Annotated in this window: 10 protein-coding genes; 6 read left to right on the plus strand and 4 right to left on the minus strand. The window is 37.3% G+C overall.

The window, feature by feature from the left end:
• Nucleotides 1–13 precede the first annotated feature (13 nt).
• Nucleotides 14–2512: a trimethylamine-N-oxide reductase TorA gene (torA, locus tag BZK16_RS07490; RefSeq protein WP_077928277.1), complete on the plus strand. Its 2499-nt coding sequence runs from the start codon at nt 14–16 to the stop codon at nt 2510–2512.
• Entirely contained in the window at nt 2509–3153 is a 645-nt protein-coding gene (gene torD, locus BZK16_RS07495; RefSeq protein WP_077928278.1) for a molecular chaperone TorD, read from the plus strand. Before torA ends, torD begins: the two co-directional genes overlap by 4 nt.
• 41 nt (nt 3154–3194) lie before the next feature.
• Here the strand turns inward: torD and BZK16_RS07500 are convergent, their stop codons facing one another.
• Together BZK16_RS07500 and pbpC are read right to left on the minus strand one after the other, a co-directional pair.
• Nucleotides 3195–3716, minus strand: coding sequence for a GNAT family N-acetyltransferase (locus tag BZK16_RS07500; protein WP_077928279.1), 522 nt, complete (start codon nt 3714–3716; stop codon nt 3195–3197).
• Between the two features lie 267 nt (nt 3717–3983).
• On the minus strand, nt 3984–6113 hold the full coding sequence (gene pbpC / locus BZK16_RS07505) for a penicillin-binding protein 1C (protein WP_077928280.1): 2130 nt from the start codon (nt 6111–6113) through the stop codon (nt 3984–3986).
• A gap of 136 nt (nt 6114–6249) precedes the next feature.
• On the opposite strand from pbpC, the gene msrA reads away from it, so the two are divergent.
• Together msrA and BZK16_RS07515 are read left to right on the plus strand one after the other, a co-directional pair.
• Nucleotides 6250–6762 (plus strand): peptide-methionine (S)-S-oxide reductase MsrA, encoded by a 513-nt coding sequence (msrA, locus tag BZK16_RS07510; RefSeq protein ID WP_077928352.1) that lies wholly within the window; start codon nt 6250–6252, stop codon nt 6760–6762.
• Between the two features lie 338 nt (nt 6763–7100).
• Complete coding sequence (locus BZK16_RS07515; protein ID WP_077928281.1) at nt 7101–10601, plus strand: hypothetical protein; 3501 nt, start codon at nt 7101–7103, stop codon at nt 10599–10601.
• Nucleotides 10602–10667: 66 nt separating this feature from the next.
• On the opposite strand, the gene BZK16_RS07520 is transcribed toward BZK16_RS07515, so the two are convergent.
• On the minus strand, nt 10668–12113 hold the full coding sequence (locus tag BZK16_RS07520) for a catalase (protein ID WP_077928282.1): 1446 nt from the start codon (nt 12111–12113) through the stop codon (nt 10668–10670).
• Between the two features lie 1409 nt (nt 12114–13522).
• Between BZK16_RS07520 and BZK16_RS07525 the strand changes: the two genes are divergently transcribed.
• Together BZK16_RS07525 and BZK16_RS07530 are read left to right on the plus strand one after the other, a co-directional pair.
• A complete protein-coding gene (locus BZK16_RS07525; RefSeq protein WP_456300688.1) occupies nt 13523–17434 on the plus strand; it encodes an alpha-2-macroglobulin family protein in 3912 nt (1303 codons plus the stop codon).
• A 176-nt stretch (nt 17435–17610) separates the two neighbouring features.
• Nucleotides 17611–18354, plus strand: a complete 744-nt coding sequence (locus BZK16_RS07530; protein ID WP_077928283.1) for an ankyrin repeat domain-containing protein — start codon at nt 17611–17613, stop codon at nt 18352–18354.
• 61 nt (nt 18355–18415) lie between these two features.
• On the opposite strand, the gene BZK16_RS07535 is transcribed toward BZK16_RS07530, so the two are convergent.
• Nucleotides 18416–19312, minus strand: coding sequence for a DMT family transporter (locus tag BZK16_RS07535; RefSeq protein ID WP_077928284.1), 897 nt, complete (start codon nt 19310–19312; stop codon nt 18416–18418).
• Between the last annotated feature and the right edge of the window lie 73 nt (nt 19313–19385).

A 19385-nucleotide genomic window follows, 5' to 3' on the forward strand; every position in this document is an offset into this window, starting at 1 on the left:
AGGAGATATATTTATGAATACAAATCAATCACGCCGTGGCTTCTTGAAAGCTTTAGGTTTGGCATCAGCTGCAACATTAATTCCAAGCGTTGCCTTAGGACAGAATATTTTAAAAGGCTCAACAGGTGATAATGTTCACAATTTAGTGAAATGGAAATTCTCAGGTGCTCATTGGGGCGCTTTTAGAGCCAAAATTGCAGGTGATAAATTATTAGAAGTAAAGCCTTTTGAATTTGATCAGCATCCGACAGATATGATCTATAACATCCCTGGGCTTGTCTATAACTCATCACGTGTGCGTTATCCAATGGTGCGTTTGGACTGGTTCAAGAATGGTTATAAAAGTGATACAACGCAACGTGGCGATAATCGCTTTGTGCGTGTGACTTGGGATCAAGCTTTGGATTTGGTGTATAACGAATTAGAGCGCATTCAAACACAACATGGTGCTTGGGCATTGCATATAGGTAACGTTGGTTGGCGCTCAGTTGGACAGTTGCATAGTTGTGGTAATAATATGTTACGTGCTTTAGCAATGCATGGTTCTGGTGTAACAACGGCAGGTGATTATTCAACAGGTGCAGGGCAAACAATTCTGCCATATGTTTTAGGTTCTACAGAAGTTTATTCACAAGGAACATCTTGGCCTTTAATTCTTGATAACAGTGATGTGATTGTTTTCTGGGGCAATGATCCGATTAAGAATCTTCAAGTGGGTTGGAATACTGAAACCCATGAAGCTTATGCATATTACGAGCAATTGAGAGATAAAATTGCGAAAGGCGAAATTCAAGTTATTTCTGTGGATCCTGTGAAAAGCAAAACCCAGAATTTTTTAAATTGTGAACAGCAATATGTTAATCCACTCACGGATGTAGCATTAATGCTCGCGATTGCTCATACAATGGTGAAAGAAAATCTACATGATAAAGAGTTCTTAGCGACTTATTCTGTGGGCTTTGATCAATTTGAACCTTATTTGATGGGTAAAACGATTGATAACATTGAGAAAACTCCAGAATGGGCTGAACCAATCTGTGGTGTCAAAGCTGATCGCATTCGTGAATTAGCAAGGTTATTCACTAAAGGTCGTACTCAATTAATTTTTGGTTGGGCAACACAGCGCCAGCAACATGGTGAACAACCTTATTGGATGGGCGCAGTTTTAGCGACAATGATTGGGCAAATTGGTTTGCCAGGTGGCGGAATTAGTTATTCGCATCATTATTGTTCTGTTGGTGTACCAACGTCGGGCGCATCTATGCCGGGAGCATTCCCGTTGGCGCTTGATTTTGGTCGTAAAGCTAAATACGATCAACCTGATTATCAAGGTTATTCTGCAATCATTCCTGTTGCACGCGTTGTGGATGCACTATTAGAGCCAGGAAAAGAGATCAATTACAATGGCTCTACAGTAAAATTACCACCATACAAAATGGCAATGTTCTCTGGCGCGAATCAATGGCATCGTCAGCAAGATCGCAATAAAATGAAGCGTGCTTATCAAAAGCTCGAAACAATTGTTTATACGGATTATAACTGGACAGCATCTTGTCGCTTTGCAGATATTGTATTGCCTGCTTGTACGCCATATGAGCGCAATGACTTAGATATTTATGGAACATATAGCAATCGTGGTGTGATCGCGATGCATAAATTGGTGGATCCTTTGTATCATTCCAAACCAGATTTAGAAATTTGGGCACAATTTGCGAAGCGTTTAGGCCGTGAAGAAGAGTACCGTCAAGGCTTAACAGAAATGGAGTGGCTTGAAAAACTCTATAACGAATGCCGAGATGCTAATAAAGCTTCAGGCTTTGAAATGCCTGAGTTTGCAACATTCTGGGAAGAAGGTTATGTATTATTTCCAGAGGGACCATTGTGGACACGCCATGCAGATTTCCGAGAAGATCCTGAAGTGAATGCATTGGGTACGCCATCAGGCTTTATCGAAATTTTCAGCCGTAAGATCGCAAGTTATGACTATGAAAATTGTAAAGGGCATCCGATTTGGATCGAAAAAGCTGAACGTTCTCATGGAGGGCCAAAATCAGATAAATACCCATTCTGGTTACAATCACCGCATCCTGATTCACGCTTGCATTCACAAATGTGTGAAGTGGATAGTGCTCGGGAAAAATATTCAATCGCGGGGCGTGAACCTGTTTATATGAATGAAGATGATGCTAAAGCAAAAGGCATCAAACATGGTGATGTTGTTTTAGTTTTTAATGATCGTGGTTCATTGATTGCAGGGGCGAATATTTCACCAAATTTCCCGAAAGGTGTATTAAGAATCTTCGAAGGTGCTTGGTATGGGCCATTGAATGAAGAAATTGGTTCTGTGGATACTTATGGTGATCCGAATACTGTCACAATGGATGTAGGCACATCGGATTTGGCGCAAGCCACAAGTGCGAATACTTGTATTGTGGATATTCGTAAATATGAAGGGCCAGCACCAGCTGTGACATCTTTTGGTGGGCCAATAGAAGTGGATCCAATTGTATGATGAAACAAGAAGAATGGCTCGCTGTGAATGAACAGCGAGCTGCTATTTACCAATGGTTCAGCGCATGGTTTGCATTAGAGCAAACGCAAGCACAATTAGATTGCTATCAATCAGAAGGATTGAATGGTTTATATGAGCTATTTGACCAAATTGGTTTAGCATCTGAATGTACTCATTTTCAAAAAGCTATGGCTACTTTGTTGAAAGATCCAGATGCAGTTTTAGAGCTATCTGCCGATTTTGCTCAGCACTTTTTGTTAGATGATAAAGTTTCAGCATTGCCTTATGCATCTTTTTATTTAGAAGATGGTAAATTGTATGGTGATATCGAAACCAAAATGAGAGAGTTTTTATCAGAAAATAAGCTATCAGTTTCTTCTGAGTTTAAAGAACCCGCAGATCACTTAGCTGTTTATTTAGAATTAATGGCGCATTGGATTCAAACAGAAATTAATTTCTCAGAACACTCACGAATCAATGCAGAGCAAGCGCTGTTTCTAACCAATGGATTGTTATCTTGGTTGCCAGATTTTGTCGCTGCAAGCCAAAAGCAGAAGCTCAAGTACGATGTTTATCCCGCTTTAACTCATTTGTTATTGGCATTCATCCGAGTTGATCTTTTAGTTTTAAAAGAAGATTAAATTTTACATAAGAAAAAGCCCTGATTTTCAGGGCTTTTTGATTAGAGTGTTTTTTGCATAGCGCATCGGCTATGTGGATCCAATCCTGCTTCTGCCTCTTCATCCAGAATATCCATTAAGAAGATGGATAAATCACCTTCTTCTAATGTTACATAACCCTGTTTCTCATAAAAAGGAGCATTCCAAGGCACATCTTTAAATGTGGTCAATGTAATCGTTGCAATCCCACGATCACGCATGATTTGTTCAACAGCATTCAATAATGCACGGCCAACGCCTTGGCTTTGCCATGCTTCTGTCACTGATAATTCACAAATGTGGAATGTTTTGTTGTATTCCACGCCATTGATGAATCCCACAGGAATATCATCATGCACAGCAACCCAGCTATTTCGTGATTGGATATAGTTTTGGTGCAATGATGTTGGTTGAACATCATCGTCAGCTAACCATGCCAAATCTTTATCTTGTTTAAAGATCTGAGCAGCTGATCGCTCAATCTCTGGCAGATGTTCAACATCGCCTGATCGGGCTTCACGAATTTGAATGGATAGTTCGTCCATAGATGCAATAACCTACATAATTAACTAAATGTTTGGGGAGTTTACGCTAAATGCGGAGTGTAGCGTATTAATTTTAGTTCAATACTATAAAAATTTAGATATTGAAGGTGCAATATTTAGCACTATTTACTCATCAAATTGAGCAAAATTAGCCGATCTTGGTCAATTTGGATGTTCCGCAGCATGTTCCAATACGAAGGCTAATTTTTCCATAGAATAAATGATTAACCCATAATATTCAATCAAAGCTTTTTGGATATAAAGAGATTACTCTCTAATTTCAAATGAAACTTTATCGACTTTCTGTAGGGAATCTTGCACGCTCAACGTATGAATGCCTATTTTTAATGATTGAATATCCAGTTCAGGATTCTCAAGTAACTGTCCATCCAAATACCAACGAAATGGTGCATTGCCTTGAGCGTTTAACTGAATTGTATATGGGCTTTTGAAAATAATACTCTCATTTTGCAATGTGAGGATTTGTACAGATTGCATTGTCACATCTTCAATGTTTAATAGTTTTGGCCAGCCAGAATGTGGCATTTCTCCAGAAGCATCGTATAACGTTGGTGGTGTTTTGCCATCAATCGTATCAATATCATAGCGTTCTAAGCATGATTCAATCGGCACTTCGGTAATTTTCCGACCACTTGGCCAACAAATTGTTGCAGTTTGAATCCCGTAAGGTTTAGTTAGAGTGGTTTTATCTTTTGGTAAATAATTAAAAATATCAAAGAGCATGGGCGTTGCATAACGATTGGCTAATGCACCAACATTTGGCACGCCATCAGGTCGGCCAATCCATACGCCAACAGTCCAATCAGGCGTTGTGCCAATTGCCCAACCATCACGATAGCCATAACTGGTACCTGTTTTCCATGCAATCTTTCTAGGGTTGAAGCGGTTAGCAGGTCGCACTTGGCTTAGAATTTTATGGGTAATCCATGCAGATTCTGGTGATAGGATGGGTTTGCCACTCGTTATTGCTTTTGGCGTTGTGGTGATTGGATAAACTCTACCTTCTGTGGATAAACTCGAGAATAATCGTACTTGTTCCCATAAAGAAATACCAACGCCACCTAAGATGATACTTAAAGTTGGCTCAGCCACATGTAATTCAATATTGGCATCTCTTAGTTTTTTGACAAAATAATGCGGCGTTAAATGTTGAAATACTTGTACGACAGGCACATTTAAAGATGTTTGCAATGCTTTGAACATTGGCACTGCACCACGAAATTGGTCATCAAAGTTTTTAGGGAAATAACCATCAAAGCCACGTTTCACATCTGTGAGTAAACTTGCTTCATGAATGATGCCATAATCCATCGCCATACCATAAGCAAAAGGTTTGAGGGTGGAACCTGGCGAACGAATGGCTCTGACGATATCTACATAACCAAAACGATCACGATCAAATAGATCAGAAGAACCTATATATGCATATACTTGATGGTCATGATTATTCACAATCAATACGGCAGATGAAATCTTTTCAGGCCATGTTTGACTTTGATTTTTAATAAATCGCTCAAGTTTTTTCTGTAAATTAGCATCAATGGTTGTATGAATAATATGTTGATCAGGTTGTTGTTTATGAAGCTCTTCTGAGAGCAATGGCGCTGAAAATTGTGTTTTAGATGGTCGATAGTTCACAGGCTCTTGTTTGTAGCGCTTTACATCTTCAGCAGAGAGATGATCAAATTCATCTAATCGGTCTAATACTTTATTGCGTGCAGTTTTAGCTTTTTCTAATGATTGGTCGGGGCGATAAATACTTGGGCGCTGTGGTAAAGCTACTAATAAAGCACTTTCTGCAATGTTCAAACTATTAGCATCTTTGGAAAAATAGCGCCAACTTGCAGTTTGTACACCTTCGATATTCCCGCCCATTGGTGCAATATTTACATATAAAGTGAGAATTTCTTCTTTAGTTAATGCCATTTCTAGTTGAATGGCACGGAACATTTGCTCTGTTTTGCCCAACATTGTTCGTTCATGAGGATACAGTAAACGTGCCACTTGCATCGTTAATGTAGAGCTACCAGAAATGACTTTACGATGGGTGATAAATTGCCCAAAGGCACGAATGGTTGCAAGTGGATTCACACCAAAATGTTGGTAAAAATAGCGATCTTCATAATTAATGAGAGCATTGAGATATAAAGGATTAATCTCTTTTAATTCGACCCAGTGGCGGAAAATACCATCATGATCAGAAAATTGCCTTAAGATTTGCCCATCTCTATCCACAACGACAGTGGATGGCTCAATTTTAGGAATCACTAATGGATTCAGATAATTAAATATACCAAAAGCTCCCATAATAGAGATTGATCCTGCAACAACAGTGTAGGCTGAATATTTGAGAAATTTCTTAAAAATACGATGCATGGGGGTACTTTTGGATAAATATTGTGTGGTGATTATATCGGTAAATATACAACGTATGAAGTTTCACTGTAATAATTATGAAATATTCACACTATAATATATATGAGCATTATCAATTAATAAGGAGTCAAATATGATGGAACGTGCAATTTTTGCAGGTGGATGTTTTTGGTGTATGGTTCATCCATTTGATGAGTTATCAGGCATAGAAAGTGTTTTATCTGGTTATACAGGCGGTACAACAGAAAACCCAACGTATCGAGATGTTTGCAGTGGGCAAACAGGCCATACAGAAGCAGTTGAGATTCTATTTAATCCTGAATTAATTGATTACAAAACATTGCTAGAGATTTACTGGCAACAAGTGGATCCAACCGATGCTTTGGGGCAATTTCAAGATCGTGGTGATACTTATCGCCCTGTGATTTTTTATACGTCAGAAGAACAGAAACAACAGGCTGAAGAAAGCAAGAGAGCATTACAGCTGAGTGGTAAATTTAATGCTGATATTGTGGTAACCATTGAACCTGCACAAGAATTTTATGTGGCTGAAGATTATCATCAGGATTTTTATAAAAAAGATCCTCAACGCTATGCATTGACATCAGCGCTTCGTCATCATTTTTTAAATAAAATTTGGCAAGAATAGCAAAAAACTGCCTAAAAAAGCACAGAAAATGAATGTGTGTACTATAATTATATCTAGAAATTTTAAATTATGGATAGAAATATTAAGTGAAAATTACTTCAATAATAATTTCTACATTATTATTTTTAGACATAAGTCATAAAACCATCTTTTTTATTATTAAATCATTTATCTATTTAGCTGATTATTCCTGATAATTGCAAGGTTTATCATAAAACCTAATCTTTTTATAAAAGAAATTTATAGTAAACCTTTATTTGCATTAGGATAAATTAATGTTATTGGCGGTATAATGCAAAGTAATATAGATGATAATTTAGTTGTGAGAGATATATATAGTGAAAGATCGTAAAATATTATACAAAATGTTAGTTTTAGCGCTTCCAGTGCTTGGGCTATCATTCGTGCAAGCAGATACTGCTAAAGTATTTAAACCTTCTCCTGAGCCTGTATTTAGTACACCTCGTGCTAAGCCAAATATCCATATGGTATTGGATGATTCTGGGTCAATGGGGGCAAGAGATGTAAAGTTGCAAGGGCAGAATGTTACACGTGTTCAGGCACTGGAATATACTGTTGAGTCTTTAATTAAAAAGTATAACGATAAAGCATATTTAGGTATTTCACTTTTAAATCAACCAGGTAAAGATGGAAGAGGCAGCGCTCGTCAAGGTGGCGTTGTTCGATTGAAATTGGCCGACTATTCGAAAGATGATATGTCAGTATTAACAAATTATACAAACGGTTTAATACGTGCAAGTGGTGGTACGCCAGTAAGACCTTCAATCTATGAAACAATAAAAATGTTTCGTGGGCAACCTGTATCGTATAGTGGTACAAGCGGTAGCCGAGATAGAATTTATCATAATAACGGCACATATTCTGATTTTTATAAATATGCTCAATTGGATACCCCTTTACGTTATCGTTGTCAGCAGAATCATTTAGTTGTGATGACGGATGGTGATCCAAATGGTGAAACAGCTTATGGTATAGGGGTAAATGATTATAAAACTTTTGGTCTTGTAAACTCTAATAGAGGTTATGAATATGGTGATGTAAATTTGTCTGATACTATAAGTTTGGGTTCTAGAGGTGCAGCACTAGGTAAAATTGCTGCAGATACTGATTTACGTTATGCACGAAAGCCGGTTTGTGATGCTACTGGACAAAACTGTAACGAAAAATTACTTGATGATGCCGGTAAACCTTGGAATGATGAACTTTCATTGCCAATGCCTATTAATATGCATACAGTAAGTTTACAGATTAACCCTAAAGCAACATTTTATACTGAATTAACAAAAGCTACAGGTGGCATGAATTTAGGGTTTGCGCAAGGGCAAGGGTCAGCCGAAGATTTATTATTAGCTTTTGATACTATTTTCTCATCAATTATTTTAAGTACCAGTAGTACATTATCTATGAATGACCGTATCCATTCAGATATATTGGAGGGCACCCCTAAGATAGATGCAAATGGCAATGTTGATCTGAAATCGCTAGGCACAATTCGTTATGACACTATTTATGATTTTAGACAAAATTTTGGTAGTGTGCGTGCAATAGTGCCTTATATTAGCTCATATGATACTTCAAAGAAAGACCCTAAAAATCCCAAAGATAAGGGAGAGGCTGTCGTTTCTACATATGAATTATGGAGCACTGATAAATCTATAACACCTACTCAAGGGCGCTATGTAACATTGTCAGATACAAAGCCAGGATTGAATTTAGTTGAGTTAGCTGCGAAGAAAGATAATATCGGTTATAAGCAGTTTCATGCTATTGATAAATCTTTTGAGGTTAATCATATGGATTGGTTGACCAACTTTAAGAAAACTGAAAACTTGGATGGTTTACGTGGGCGATTAAATCCATTGGGTAGTATCACAAATTCTGATATCACAACTGTTAATAAAGATATTTTGAGTATTAATGTTAGTGAAAAAATGATGGGTAGGAGCCTAAGTTCCGGTTTGAATCAATGGTTGTTATATAAAGCCCGTCATCAGCCTAAGAATCTATTAATTGTGGGGGACAATGATGGCTTTATTAGTTTTATTAATGCGCAACGGGGTTTAACAGGTCTGCATAAAGGAGGGCATCGTGATACTGCATATTTTCCTCAAATGTTGGTGCCGCGTTTTCAAGAGATTGCTGGTGCATTACGTACCGAAACATTGGTGATGGATGGGCGTACTAATCTTGTAGACGCACAAGTATTTCAAGATGGAGGTAAAGATAATGGGCATTTATATGCAACACTGGGGCTAACTGCTATGGGCGGTGGTGGTAGAGGACTTGTTGGTTACCGTATTTACTCTGATAGTGTAACATCTGTACAAAATTGGGTGAAATCTGGTAAGAAAAAAAGTGGCCCAAAAGAAGATGAAATTTATCACAAAGTGACACCTTTATTTGAAATCACAAATAATACCAAAGGTTTTGAAGATTTAGGTTATACATACTCTGGATTTGAATTTTTTAATCGTATTGCAGAACGTAGCAATGTTCCTGGTCATGATACGATTGAAAAAGCACAGGCTGTAGCTGTATTTGGTAATGGATTTGGGACTGATAAGTCAGTTTTATATTTTATTGATGCTTATACAGGTAAAAAGTTGCATGAAATTATTTTGGATCCTAAGGGTATGGGGGCAGCAACACCATCTATTATTGTGAGCTCAGATGGTTTGATGGGGCAAAAAATTGACCGTTTATATGTTGGTGATTATTCAGGTACTTTGTATAAAGTGGAGTTTGTTAATGGTGACTTTGCATCTTCAACAGCAAAAGTGACAGCTTTATTTAAAGCACCAAAAACTAATTTTGGGCAATCTGCTATTTCTGTTAAGCCTTTGGTTGTGAGAGCTAAGAATTCAAATTTATATCGTATCTTTTTTGGAACAGGGCTAGCAGCAAGCCTCGAGTTAGATCGAGGGGATCATTCATTGGTAACACATGGTTTGTATGGTATTACGGATATTCCTGGGAAATTTAATGCTAATGCTACCAAATTCGTAAGTGAGAAAAATAAATCCTTGAGCCCTTTGTTAACAGTTAACAGCTTAAAGAAAGGGGTTGTTAACTATAGTGGGGCTAAAAAACCTAATTATGAAGTATTGGATAAATATGAATTAGAGTTACAAACACCAACAAATGGTGCGAATGATCAAGGAGATCAGAACGAAAATGGTTGGTATATGGTCTTAGCATCAGATAATGATGGTATAAAAGGCTCTAAAGGTGCATATGGTAGTGATGTTGGTGATGTTGGTTCAGGTGAACGTGTAATACGTGATCCACAATATGATGCTTATCATGACGCTGTTGTTTTTTCTACATGGGCAATTCGTGAACGAGAAGGTGAGTTAACAGTTGATGCAAGTATTGATCCATGTGTTTCAGACTTGGCATATGGTAAGATATTATCATTTAAAACAAGAACAGGTGGGCACTCTTCTGGTATTAGCCTTGTTAACAAAGGCTTAACAGGAACAGCCCAAGGCGTTTTAACGGGGGATAATATTTTGAATGCCCCAGAAGGTAATAATTCTTCAGCGCTTTCAGATTTAGATAAAGATACCCAAACGGAGTTGGTTGATCAGAAAGATAAAGATAAAGTAACTTCAGAAGGTGTTGTTAATAGCGAAAATAGCTCATATGAGATGAGTGAGGATAATTCGGGTGTTTATTGTGTCAGTGGTATCGATGGAAAAGCAGAATGTGAAGAAATAAAACGTTCAAGCTCAGGAGATCCAGATAAGCCTAATCCTGGTGGATCAGGTACGAAAAAACCGTTTCGCCTTAGTATCCAAACTTTATTAAATTCTTAACTCAAGTACAAAAAACCTGATCAAATGATCAGGTTTTTTCTTATCTGCTATTTAAAACTTACTAGCTTAGAGCTTCAATCCCAAACCTTTAGCAACGCCTTCGCCATAAGCTGGATCCGCTTTCAAGAAATGCTCAATTTGTCTACGTTGAATATATTCATCAATACCTGTCATTGCATCGACTAAGTTATCAATCAATAATTGTTTTTGTTCATCATTCATCAAGCGGAATAAATCCCCTGCTTGGCTATAATAATCCGAATCTTCACGATGATCATATTGATAAACTGCACCATCTTGGCCTTTGTTGTAAGCAGGTGCTTTCTCATTGGTTTGTTTTGGTGCATTGTCAAAGCTATTTGGCTCATAGTTTGGCGCACTACCTTGGTTGCCATCAAAACGCATAGATCCATCACGTTGATAATTATGGTACGGGCATTTTGGTACATTCACAGGTAATTGCTGATAGTTTGTGCCAATACGATAACGCTGAGCATCCGCATAAGCAAATACACGACCTTGTAACATACGATCTGGTGATAAACCTGTACCTGGAATGATATTGCTCGGTGACATTGCCACTTGCTCAACATCTGCAAAGTAGTTATCAGGATTACGGTTTAATACAAATTCCCCTACTTCAATCAACGGATATTCTTTTTGTGACCAAACTTTTGTCACATCAAAAGGATTTTCAGCACGGTTTGCAGCCTCCTCCTCATTCATCACTTGAATGTAAACACCCCATTTTGGATAGTTGCCAGATTCAATTGCATGATACAAGTCATCTTGTGCATAATCAGGATTTGTACCGCCTAATTCTTCAGCCAATTTAGGATGAATGTTTTTAATGCCTTGTTTTGTTCTAAAGTGCCATTTGATCCAAGTACGAACACCATCTTTATTCACTAAGCTATAAGTGTGGCTACCATAACCATGCATATGACGGAAACCATCTGGAATACCACGATCAGAGAATAATATAGTAACTTGATGTAATGATTCAGGAGACAACGACCAAAAATCCCACATTGCACGTGGTGATTTTAAGTTTGTGCGAGGATCACGTTTTTGTGTGTGAATAAAATCAGGGAATTTGATTGCATCACGAATGAAGAATACTGGTGTGTTATTACCTACAACGTCAAAGTTACCTTCTTTTGTATAAAATTTTACAGCAAAACCACGAGGATCACGGGCAGTATCAGCAGAACCACGTTCACCACCAACAGTTGAGAAACGCACAAACATTGGCGTTTCTTTACCGATTTCTGATAAGAACGCTGCATGAGAATATTTTGTTACATTGCCAGTTACAGTGAAAATACCATGTGCACCACCACCTTTTGCATGAACACGACGTTCAGGAATGTTCTCGCGGTTGAAGTGAGCTAATTTTTCAACCAAATGATAATCTTCTAATGAAACAGGACCACGGCTGCCTGCTGTAATGGAGTTTTGGTTATCTGCAATTGGTGCGCCGCTTGCGCTCGTTAAAATAGTTTTACTCATTTATTATTTCTCCTTAGTGAAGTGAATGCTTAAAATCATGAATAAATTCTAATCAAGGAAAGAGATGCTGGCTAATTAAGAGTTTCTCTCTGCCTTATAAGAAATATTTATGGGTAAACTGCCTGTTTTGTGGATAACTATATTTTTATTTTATTTTGATAAAAATAAAATGATATATATCAATATTATATTGATCATTGAATTTTTATATAGAATATATAATGTTTATCATTCAATGGCATAATAAATAAGCAACTATATGCGATAATTACACAATTTTATAACGCCATAGGAAGATATTAATGAAACTTTTCAGAAAATCTTTACTTGCGGCTTCGCTATCCATGCTCCCCATGTTTGCCTATGCTCAAGTGGAATCCATCAACTTAGCAAAATTCAATGATCAAGAAACGATCACTGTATTTTTTGATTCACCACAAGTATTCAAAACAGACCAATTACAAAACTTATTCAAAGTCGAAAAATACGATTATGAAGATTGGCAAAGAAAACCTGATACTCAAGGCAAATGGCATTTGAGTAAAGATGGCTATCGTTTATCTTATTATCCTGTGGGTTCTGGTGATTACTTAGTGCGTTCAGGTGATTTTAAAGATAAAAATAATTCTGAATACAATGAATATATGTACATTGGTGAAGATTCAGAAGCAGTAAAAATCGTTGGTCGTGGGCCTGTGATGCCGTTAACACAAGGCACTTTGCCATTAGAAATGATTGGCACAGATGAAGTGGATGTTGAATACTTCAAAATTGATAATTTGCCCAAGTTTTTAGACCAATATTACATTGGCTCAAACATTGATCGTTGGGATCTGAATCGTGCTGTGAAAGAGATGACAGCAGAAGGAATTTTCCGTTACAAGATTCCTAATAACGTTCCACGTGAAACGAAATCTTTCCACAATGTACCTGTGGATAAGAATATTAAATCAGGTGCTTACATCGTAACTGTTAGCCCAGCAGGACAAATTGATCGCACATTGGATACACGCATTTTGTTCATTACAGATATGGGCTTGCATGCACGTTTATATCCTAATGAAACTGTGATCGTGGGTAACTATTTCTCATCAGNAGCAGAAGGAATTTTCCGTTACAAGATTCCTAATAACGTTCCACGTGAAACGAAATCTTTCCACAATGTACCTGTGGATAAGAATATTAAATCAGGTGCTTACATCGTAACTGTTAGCCCAGCAGGACAAATTGATCGCACATTGGATACACGCATTTTGTTCATTACAGATATGGGCTTGCATGCACGTTTATATCCTAATGAAACTGTGATCGTGGGTAACTATTTCTCATCAGGCAAACCTGTAGATGGCGCAGTTGTTGAAGTTTGGCGCAATGATAAAGGCCAGTTAAAGATCACCGAAGATCTCTGTATGTTTGATGAAGGTATCTGTGAGATTCAACAAAAGTTATCCCGCGATGATATCGTTGTAGCGAAATATGGCCCTGAAGTTTCAGTATTGCCATTGAAAGAAATCGCATTAGATCTTAATGATTTCGCTGTTGATGGTAAGGTTTACAGTGAGCAAGTGGCTTACGTTTACAGTAATCGTGAATTGTATCGTCCTGGTGAATCCGTGCCTGTAAATATCATTTTGCGTGATCAAGATGGTAAAGCATTGCCACAACAACCAATCAATATCAAATTGATTAATCCTGAAAATAAAGTTGTGTATGAAAATACATTAGAAGCGACAGCTGAAGGTTTTTATAGCACTTATGTTTATACAAATTCAGATGATAAAACTGGTCGTTGGCGCGTAGAAGCTCGTACTGATGCAACATCTGCAAAACCTAATGGCGAATTAACTTTATTCATTGAAGAATTTATGCCAGAACGTATGGAATTAACATTATCAGGTGTGAAAGATAACTATGATATGAAGGATTCCGTTGGCTTGAAAGTGGATAGTCGTTATCTATTTGGTGCACCTGCGAAGAACAATGATTACACCGTACAAGGTAAATTAACTGTAAATCGTACACCATTTGCAGCACATAAAGATTGGTTTGTGGGTAAAACTTCTTTTCCATCAGAATTTATACCTGATGAGATTAAATATGATCAGCAATTGAATAGTGAAGGTCATGCTGAGCATCCTTTGTATTTAGGTTTAGAAGGTCCATTGGCGAAAAATATTTCTGCGGTATTAGGTTTAAAAGCAGATGTCACCGTGATGGATGGCGGCACAAGTGGAATTTCTCGTAGCTTTAATACAAGCTTCTGGCCAACACAGCCTGTGCCAGTAATTCGTCCAATGTTTGGCAAAGATGATTTAAGCTATGGTTCTAATGCTCAATTTGAAATCTTTACTGCAAATATGGCTGGCAACTTAGGCAATGCGGAATTAAAGCTAACATTGCGTTATAAAGATGATGCTTGTACTTGGGTTTATAATCCAAACTCAGGTTGGGATTGTCATGAAAACTATAAGTATCAAATCCGTGAACAAAAAGTGATTAAAACTAGCCGTGATGTTGTGGAATATTCAATGTCGCCAAATAGTTGGGGTAATTACATTTTAGAAGTGGAAGATTTATCGTCTGGCATGGTAACTGAATATCCATTCAGTGCAGCTTGGAATAATACGCCTTCAGGCCAATTGCCAGCAGTGAAGCCAAATGCATTGGCATTAACAACAGATAAAGCAACATATACAACTGGCGAAACCATTAAATTAACGATTGATGCACCATTTGCTGGTAATTTAACGTTGATGATGGAAGGTTCTGAGCTTTTATATTCTAAAAATCTCGATGTAAAACAAGGTAAAAATAGCATTTCCATTCCAATGGAAAAAAATTGGAATCGTCATGACTTATATTTATCAGGTTTACTGTTATCAAAAACTAAGCAAGATGAAGTGGTTCGTTCTTTAGGTTTAGTGCCAATTCATTTGAATCGTTTGGACCGTAAATTAGAGCCAAAATTATCATTTGATGCGGTTGCATTACCAGATCGTAAAACAACTGTAAAAATTGAAGTACCAAATGCTTCTAGCAAAGAGCAATTATATGCAACTGTAAGTGTTACAGATCAAGGTATTTTGAACATGATTCCTGTCGCAAGTGAGTCGATTTTTGATGCGTTCTTTAAACATCGTAAATACCAAATTGATATCATTGATTACTACAATCGTTTATTCAAACGCGGCGCTTATTCAATGTTGGTGCCAAAATTTGGTGGCGATGGTGAAGTTCAAGGCGATGATTCTGTTGGCGACAATATGACAGAAATGAAAACTGTATCATTGATGAGTAGCTTGATTGCTTTAGATGATAAAGGTCGTGGCGAAGTGACATTTGATTTACCTGATTTCAATGGTGAAGCAAAAGTTGTGGTGAAAGTATTCTCGAAAGAGCGCGTGGGCGAATTTGATCAGCAAATGACTATTCGTGCACCAATCGTTGCGGATGTAATCACACCAAAATTTGTACGCGTGGGCGATGATACAAACTTGTCTTTATCATTACACAATATGAGCGGTAAAAATGATGATGTTAAAGTTACCATTTCCAGCCAGCAGTTTGATGTGAAATTGGATGAAACAGTGCCATTAGAAGATGGGGAAGGTACTTATCGTTTAGTACCAATTTCGTTGCCAACTTTTACAAACTTTGCAGAAGTTGAGTTGTCGATTGATTCTAAGGATTACCAAGCAAAACGCACTTATCGCATTGGCACAGATCCTGTTTCTGTGAAAACAACAGAATATGTTCGTAATTTGTTGAATGAAGGTAAAACGTGGCAACAACCATCCAGTAGAACAAATTATGAGGAAGGATTCACTGAAAACTTCACAGTTTCTCGTCATCCTTTCATCAATGTATTGTCTTACACAGATGGATTATTCAGCTATCCTTATGGATGTACTGAACAAACAACAAGTCGTGCATTCCCTTGGTTATTCAAATCTAATCAGTTATTGAACGCTCAGAAAAAGGCTGTTTATACAGATTATTTGAAAAATAAAGAGATGAATCATGATGTTTCACCAACGCTTGAATATACAGCTTGGGAACAAGAAATGATGCGAGATACTGTAAAACGTTTATTGGATCGCCAACGTTCTGATGGTGGTTTCGCATTCTGGTCATCAGGTGAAAGCTACTTCCCATCTTCTGTTTATGCATTGGATTTCTTAACACAATTAGCGAAACAAGATCCAACTTTAGTGCCACAAGAAAACTTGAAAAAAGGCTTTGAATATGTGAAAAGTCGTTTAACTGAAACGTATAAGACACATACTAATTCAGGTTCATATTATTTGAGTGAAGATAACTTGAATAACTTGAGTTATGGCATTTGGCTCTTGGCAAGAGAAGGCCAAATTTTCAGTGCTGATATCGCATTTATGGAGCAATTTGATCAAATCATTAGCCCATTAAGTCGTGTTTATTTAGCGGGTTCCAACTTGATTCTAAGTGACCAAAAAGCAGCAAGACAGTATTTGGCGAACTTGAATTTCACTGATTGGCAGCGTGGTTTTGGTACTTATCAAACAAGAGTTTCAGCTTTGGCATTATCCATTGATGTATTGAACCAAATGGCAGCACGTGGTTTATTGACAGATGGTGGATTGGCTCAGAAGTTAAACATTGATTTGATGGATGCCTTGAACCATAAAGAATATTTCAGTACACAAGAACGCTATGCATTGATTAAAATCGGCATGGAAGCACCAGCAGATCAAACCAAAGTGAGCATGAGCTTGAATAATCAACAGAAGAATGTATTAACGAATCAGCCGATGTTGATTAATGATATTCAATCTATTAAAGCGAATGAGGATCTATTCTATGAATATCAAATCTCTGGCTATCCAAAACACGCTGTAGATTCTCGCAAATTTAATACAGATTTTAATAAGGATTATTGGATTGGCGATGTTGATACATTGGATGTTGGTGATCGTTTTGTGGTTTATCTCACTATCAAATCTGAGAAGAGTTTACCTAATGCATTGTTAGTGGATTATATTCCAACGGGCTTTACATTGGTGAATCCAAACTTGTTAACGGATGATGTGGATACATTCTATGAGCAATATAATCTGACTGAATTAACACGTTCTGTGTTGGAAAATGAAGAATATCGTTTTGATCGTTATGTTGCGGCATTTAATTTACAAGCAGGGCAGGAATATCGTTTTGCTTATATCTTAGAAGCACAAGTGCCTGGTAAATATCAAATGCCTGTGACAATTTTGGAAGATATGTACATTCCAGAATTACGCAACTTAATGGTGGAACCACAAGTGTTGAAGATTAAAGCTCAGAAGTAAGAATTGATTGACATTTTCATAGTATTTCTAACAAAGACCATCCATTAGGGTGGTCTTTTTTATTGTTCCAATAATGATAAAGGATGATGCTGATTTAATGATCGACAAAACTTTATTTATTGCATACTATTTTATAAAGCTTTTAAGTTTACCTATTGAATAATAAAGGAAAAGATATGAAATTAAAAACCGCATTATTAACAACCACACTTTTAGGTTTATTCACTTTTGCTCAAGCAAAAACTTTAAATGAAAATAATCCAGAAGGTTATCAACAGTTTCGTTTAGATTATGCAGAAATGACTGATCTAGCGAATGATAATAAATTGCCACATCGTAACTTCTATGCAAAGCCATCAGAAGGTCCTGATGCAGCATGGTTTGATGCTGTGAAACAAGGTGATTTAGAAACAGTCAAACAAATGGTGGATGCTGGGCAAATCATCGAAGTTAAAGATGTTGGTAGCTTGAATCAAACAGCATTGGGTTGGGCAGCATTCATTGGTTATGAAGATATGGTGGACTATTTGTTATCTAAAAATGCTAATCTTTGGGCAACAGATAAAGGCGATGTTTATCATGCTTTAAAATCAGCAGCATTGGGTAAAAATGCGAATATCGTTAAAAAATTAAGAGAGTTATTGAAATATGGTTATGACATCAATGATGTTTCTTATGAAGATGATGGCGAAACATTGGTAATGGTTGCAGCAAGTAATAATCGTATGGATGTTGTGAAGTATTTGATTTCTCAAGGTGTAGATTTGAATAAAGTGACAACGATTCAAGATCCTAAACGTATCTCTTATAATCAGAGTGCATTGAGTTATGCTTGCTTGCGTGATTATAAAGAAATGCAGCAGTTGTTAATTGAAAATGGCGCGATTAATCATCGTACAGGTACAACAAAGTGTGATTAATTTCGCATGATTTATGTCATAAAAAAGCGCTCATCTGAGCGCTTTTTGTTTGGGTAAATTTTTAATTTCTTTTGGAAGACAATATCAGTAAACATGCAAATATCATCACAATGCCAACCCAACCTAACATTGCGATTTTTTCACCAATTAGAATTGCAGCAAAGAATGCCGCAACAACAGGCTCAAAAAGCGTTAATGTTGTGGCATAGCTTGCAGAGACAGTTTTTAAGCCATAACCAAATAGTACATAACCTAAAAACATTGGAATGGCTGCCATATAAATCACAACGTAGAGATTACGCGCTTCATCGAATAAGTTTTGTGCTGTCCAAAATAGTGAGGGAATTAAGATAAATGCAGCTAATCCGAAAATGTTGCCCATGGCAGCTTTAGCATCGAAACCTTGGTTGATGAATTGCTTCGCTGCCCATGAATATGTACTGTAGGTTGCACCTGCAACTAAGCCTAAAATAATGCCCAAAGGCTTATTTAAAGCAGTGACAGTATCAGTTGTATTGCTTGCATGATTATCACTGAATGTTAACAGTGCAACACCGAGAATCCCTAAAACAAAGCTAATCACCCAGCGAATGGATAATGATTGGTGATTAAAGAATCTTTCCAGTAATGCAGAAAATATCGGCGCTGTGCCGATTGAAATTACAGTGCCAATCGTAATGCCTGCATAATGCATGGATGAATAGAACGCTAAAGGATAAACTGCCACAGATAATACGCCAGCGCCTAATAAAAATCGTTGTTGCAATATGTTGCGCCAATATTTTTGGATAGATCGCTTGGCAATGAATGCTTGTAATAGGCCACCAAAACCCATGGCAAATGCGCCAATGGCTAAAGGGCTTAAGTTCGGCGCATACGCAGCCGCTGTGCCTGTTGTGCCCCAAATTAAGGCTGCGGCCAATACAGCCAACGAGCCAATATAAGCTTGAATGTACATAAATATTAGAGAGAAAAAGGGAGATGGATTGAGATTAAGATAAAACGCAGAGAAATGGAACCATGGGCGAATA

Source organism: Wohlfahrtiimonas populi (assembly GCF_002006795.1).
Lineage (GTDB): Bacteria > Pseudomonadota > Gammaproteobacteria > Cardiobacteriales > Wohlfahrtiimonadaceae > Wohlfahrtiimonas > Wohlfahrtiimonas populi.

What these genes read in the sequence shown, in the direction of transcription:
- torA (WP_077928277.1), top strand. Translation starts at nt 14, where the DNA reads ATGAATACAAATCAATCACGCCGTGGCTTCTTGAAAGCTTTAGGTTTG.
- torD (WP_077928278.1), top strand. Translation starts at nt 2,509, where the DNA reads ATGATGAAACAAGAAGAATGGCTCGCTGTGAATGAACAGCGAGCTGCT.
- BZK16_RS07500 (WP_077928279.1), bottom strand. Translation starts at nt 3,716, where the DNA reads ATGGACGAACTATCCATTCAAATTCGTGAAGCCCGATCAGGCGATGTT.
- pbpC (WP_077928280.1), bottom strand. Translation starts at nt 6,113, where the DNA reads ATGCATCGTATTTTTAAGAAATTTCTCAAATATTCAGCCTACACTGTT.
- msrA (WP_077928352.1), top strand. Translation starts at nt 6,250, where the DNA reads ATGGAACGTGCAATTTTTGCAGGTGGATGTTTTTGGTGTATGGTTCAT.
- BZK16_RS07520 (WP_077928282.1), bottom strand. Translation starts at nt 12,113, where the DNA reads ATGAGTAAAACTATTTTAACGAGCGCAAGCGGCGCACCAATTGCAGAT.
- BZK16_RS07525 (WP_456300688.1), top strand. Translation starts at nt 13,523, where the DNA reads ATGTTTGATGAAGGTATCTGTGAGATTCAACAAAAGTTATCCCGCGAT.
- BZK16_RS07530 (WP_077928283.1), top strand. Translation starts at nt 17,611, where the DNA reads ATGAAATTAAAAACCGCATTATTAACAACCACACTTTTAGGTTTATTC.
- BZK16_RS07535 (WP_077928284.1), bottom strand. Translation starts at nt 19,312, where the DNA reads ATGTACATTCAAGCTTATATTGGCTCGTTGGCTGTATTGGCCGCAGCC.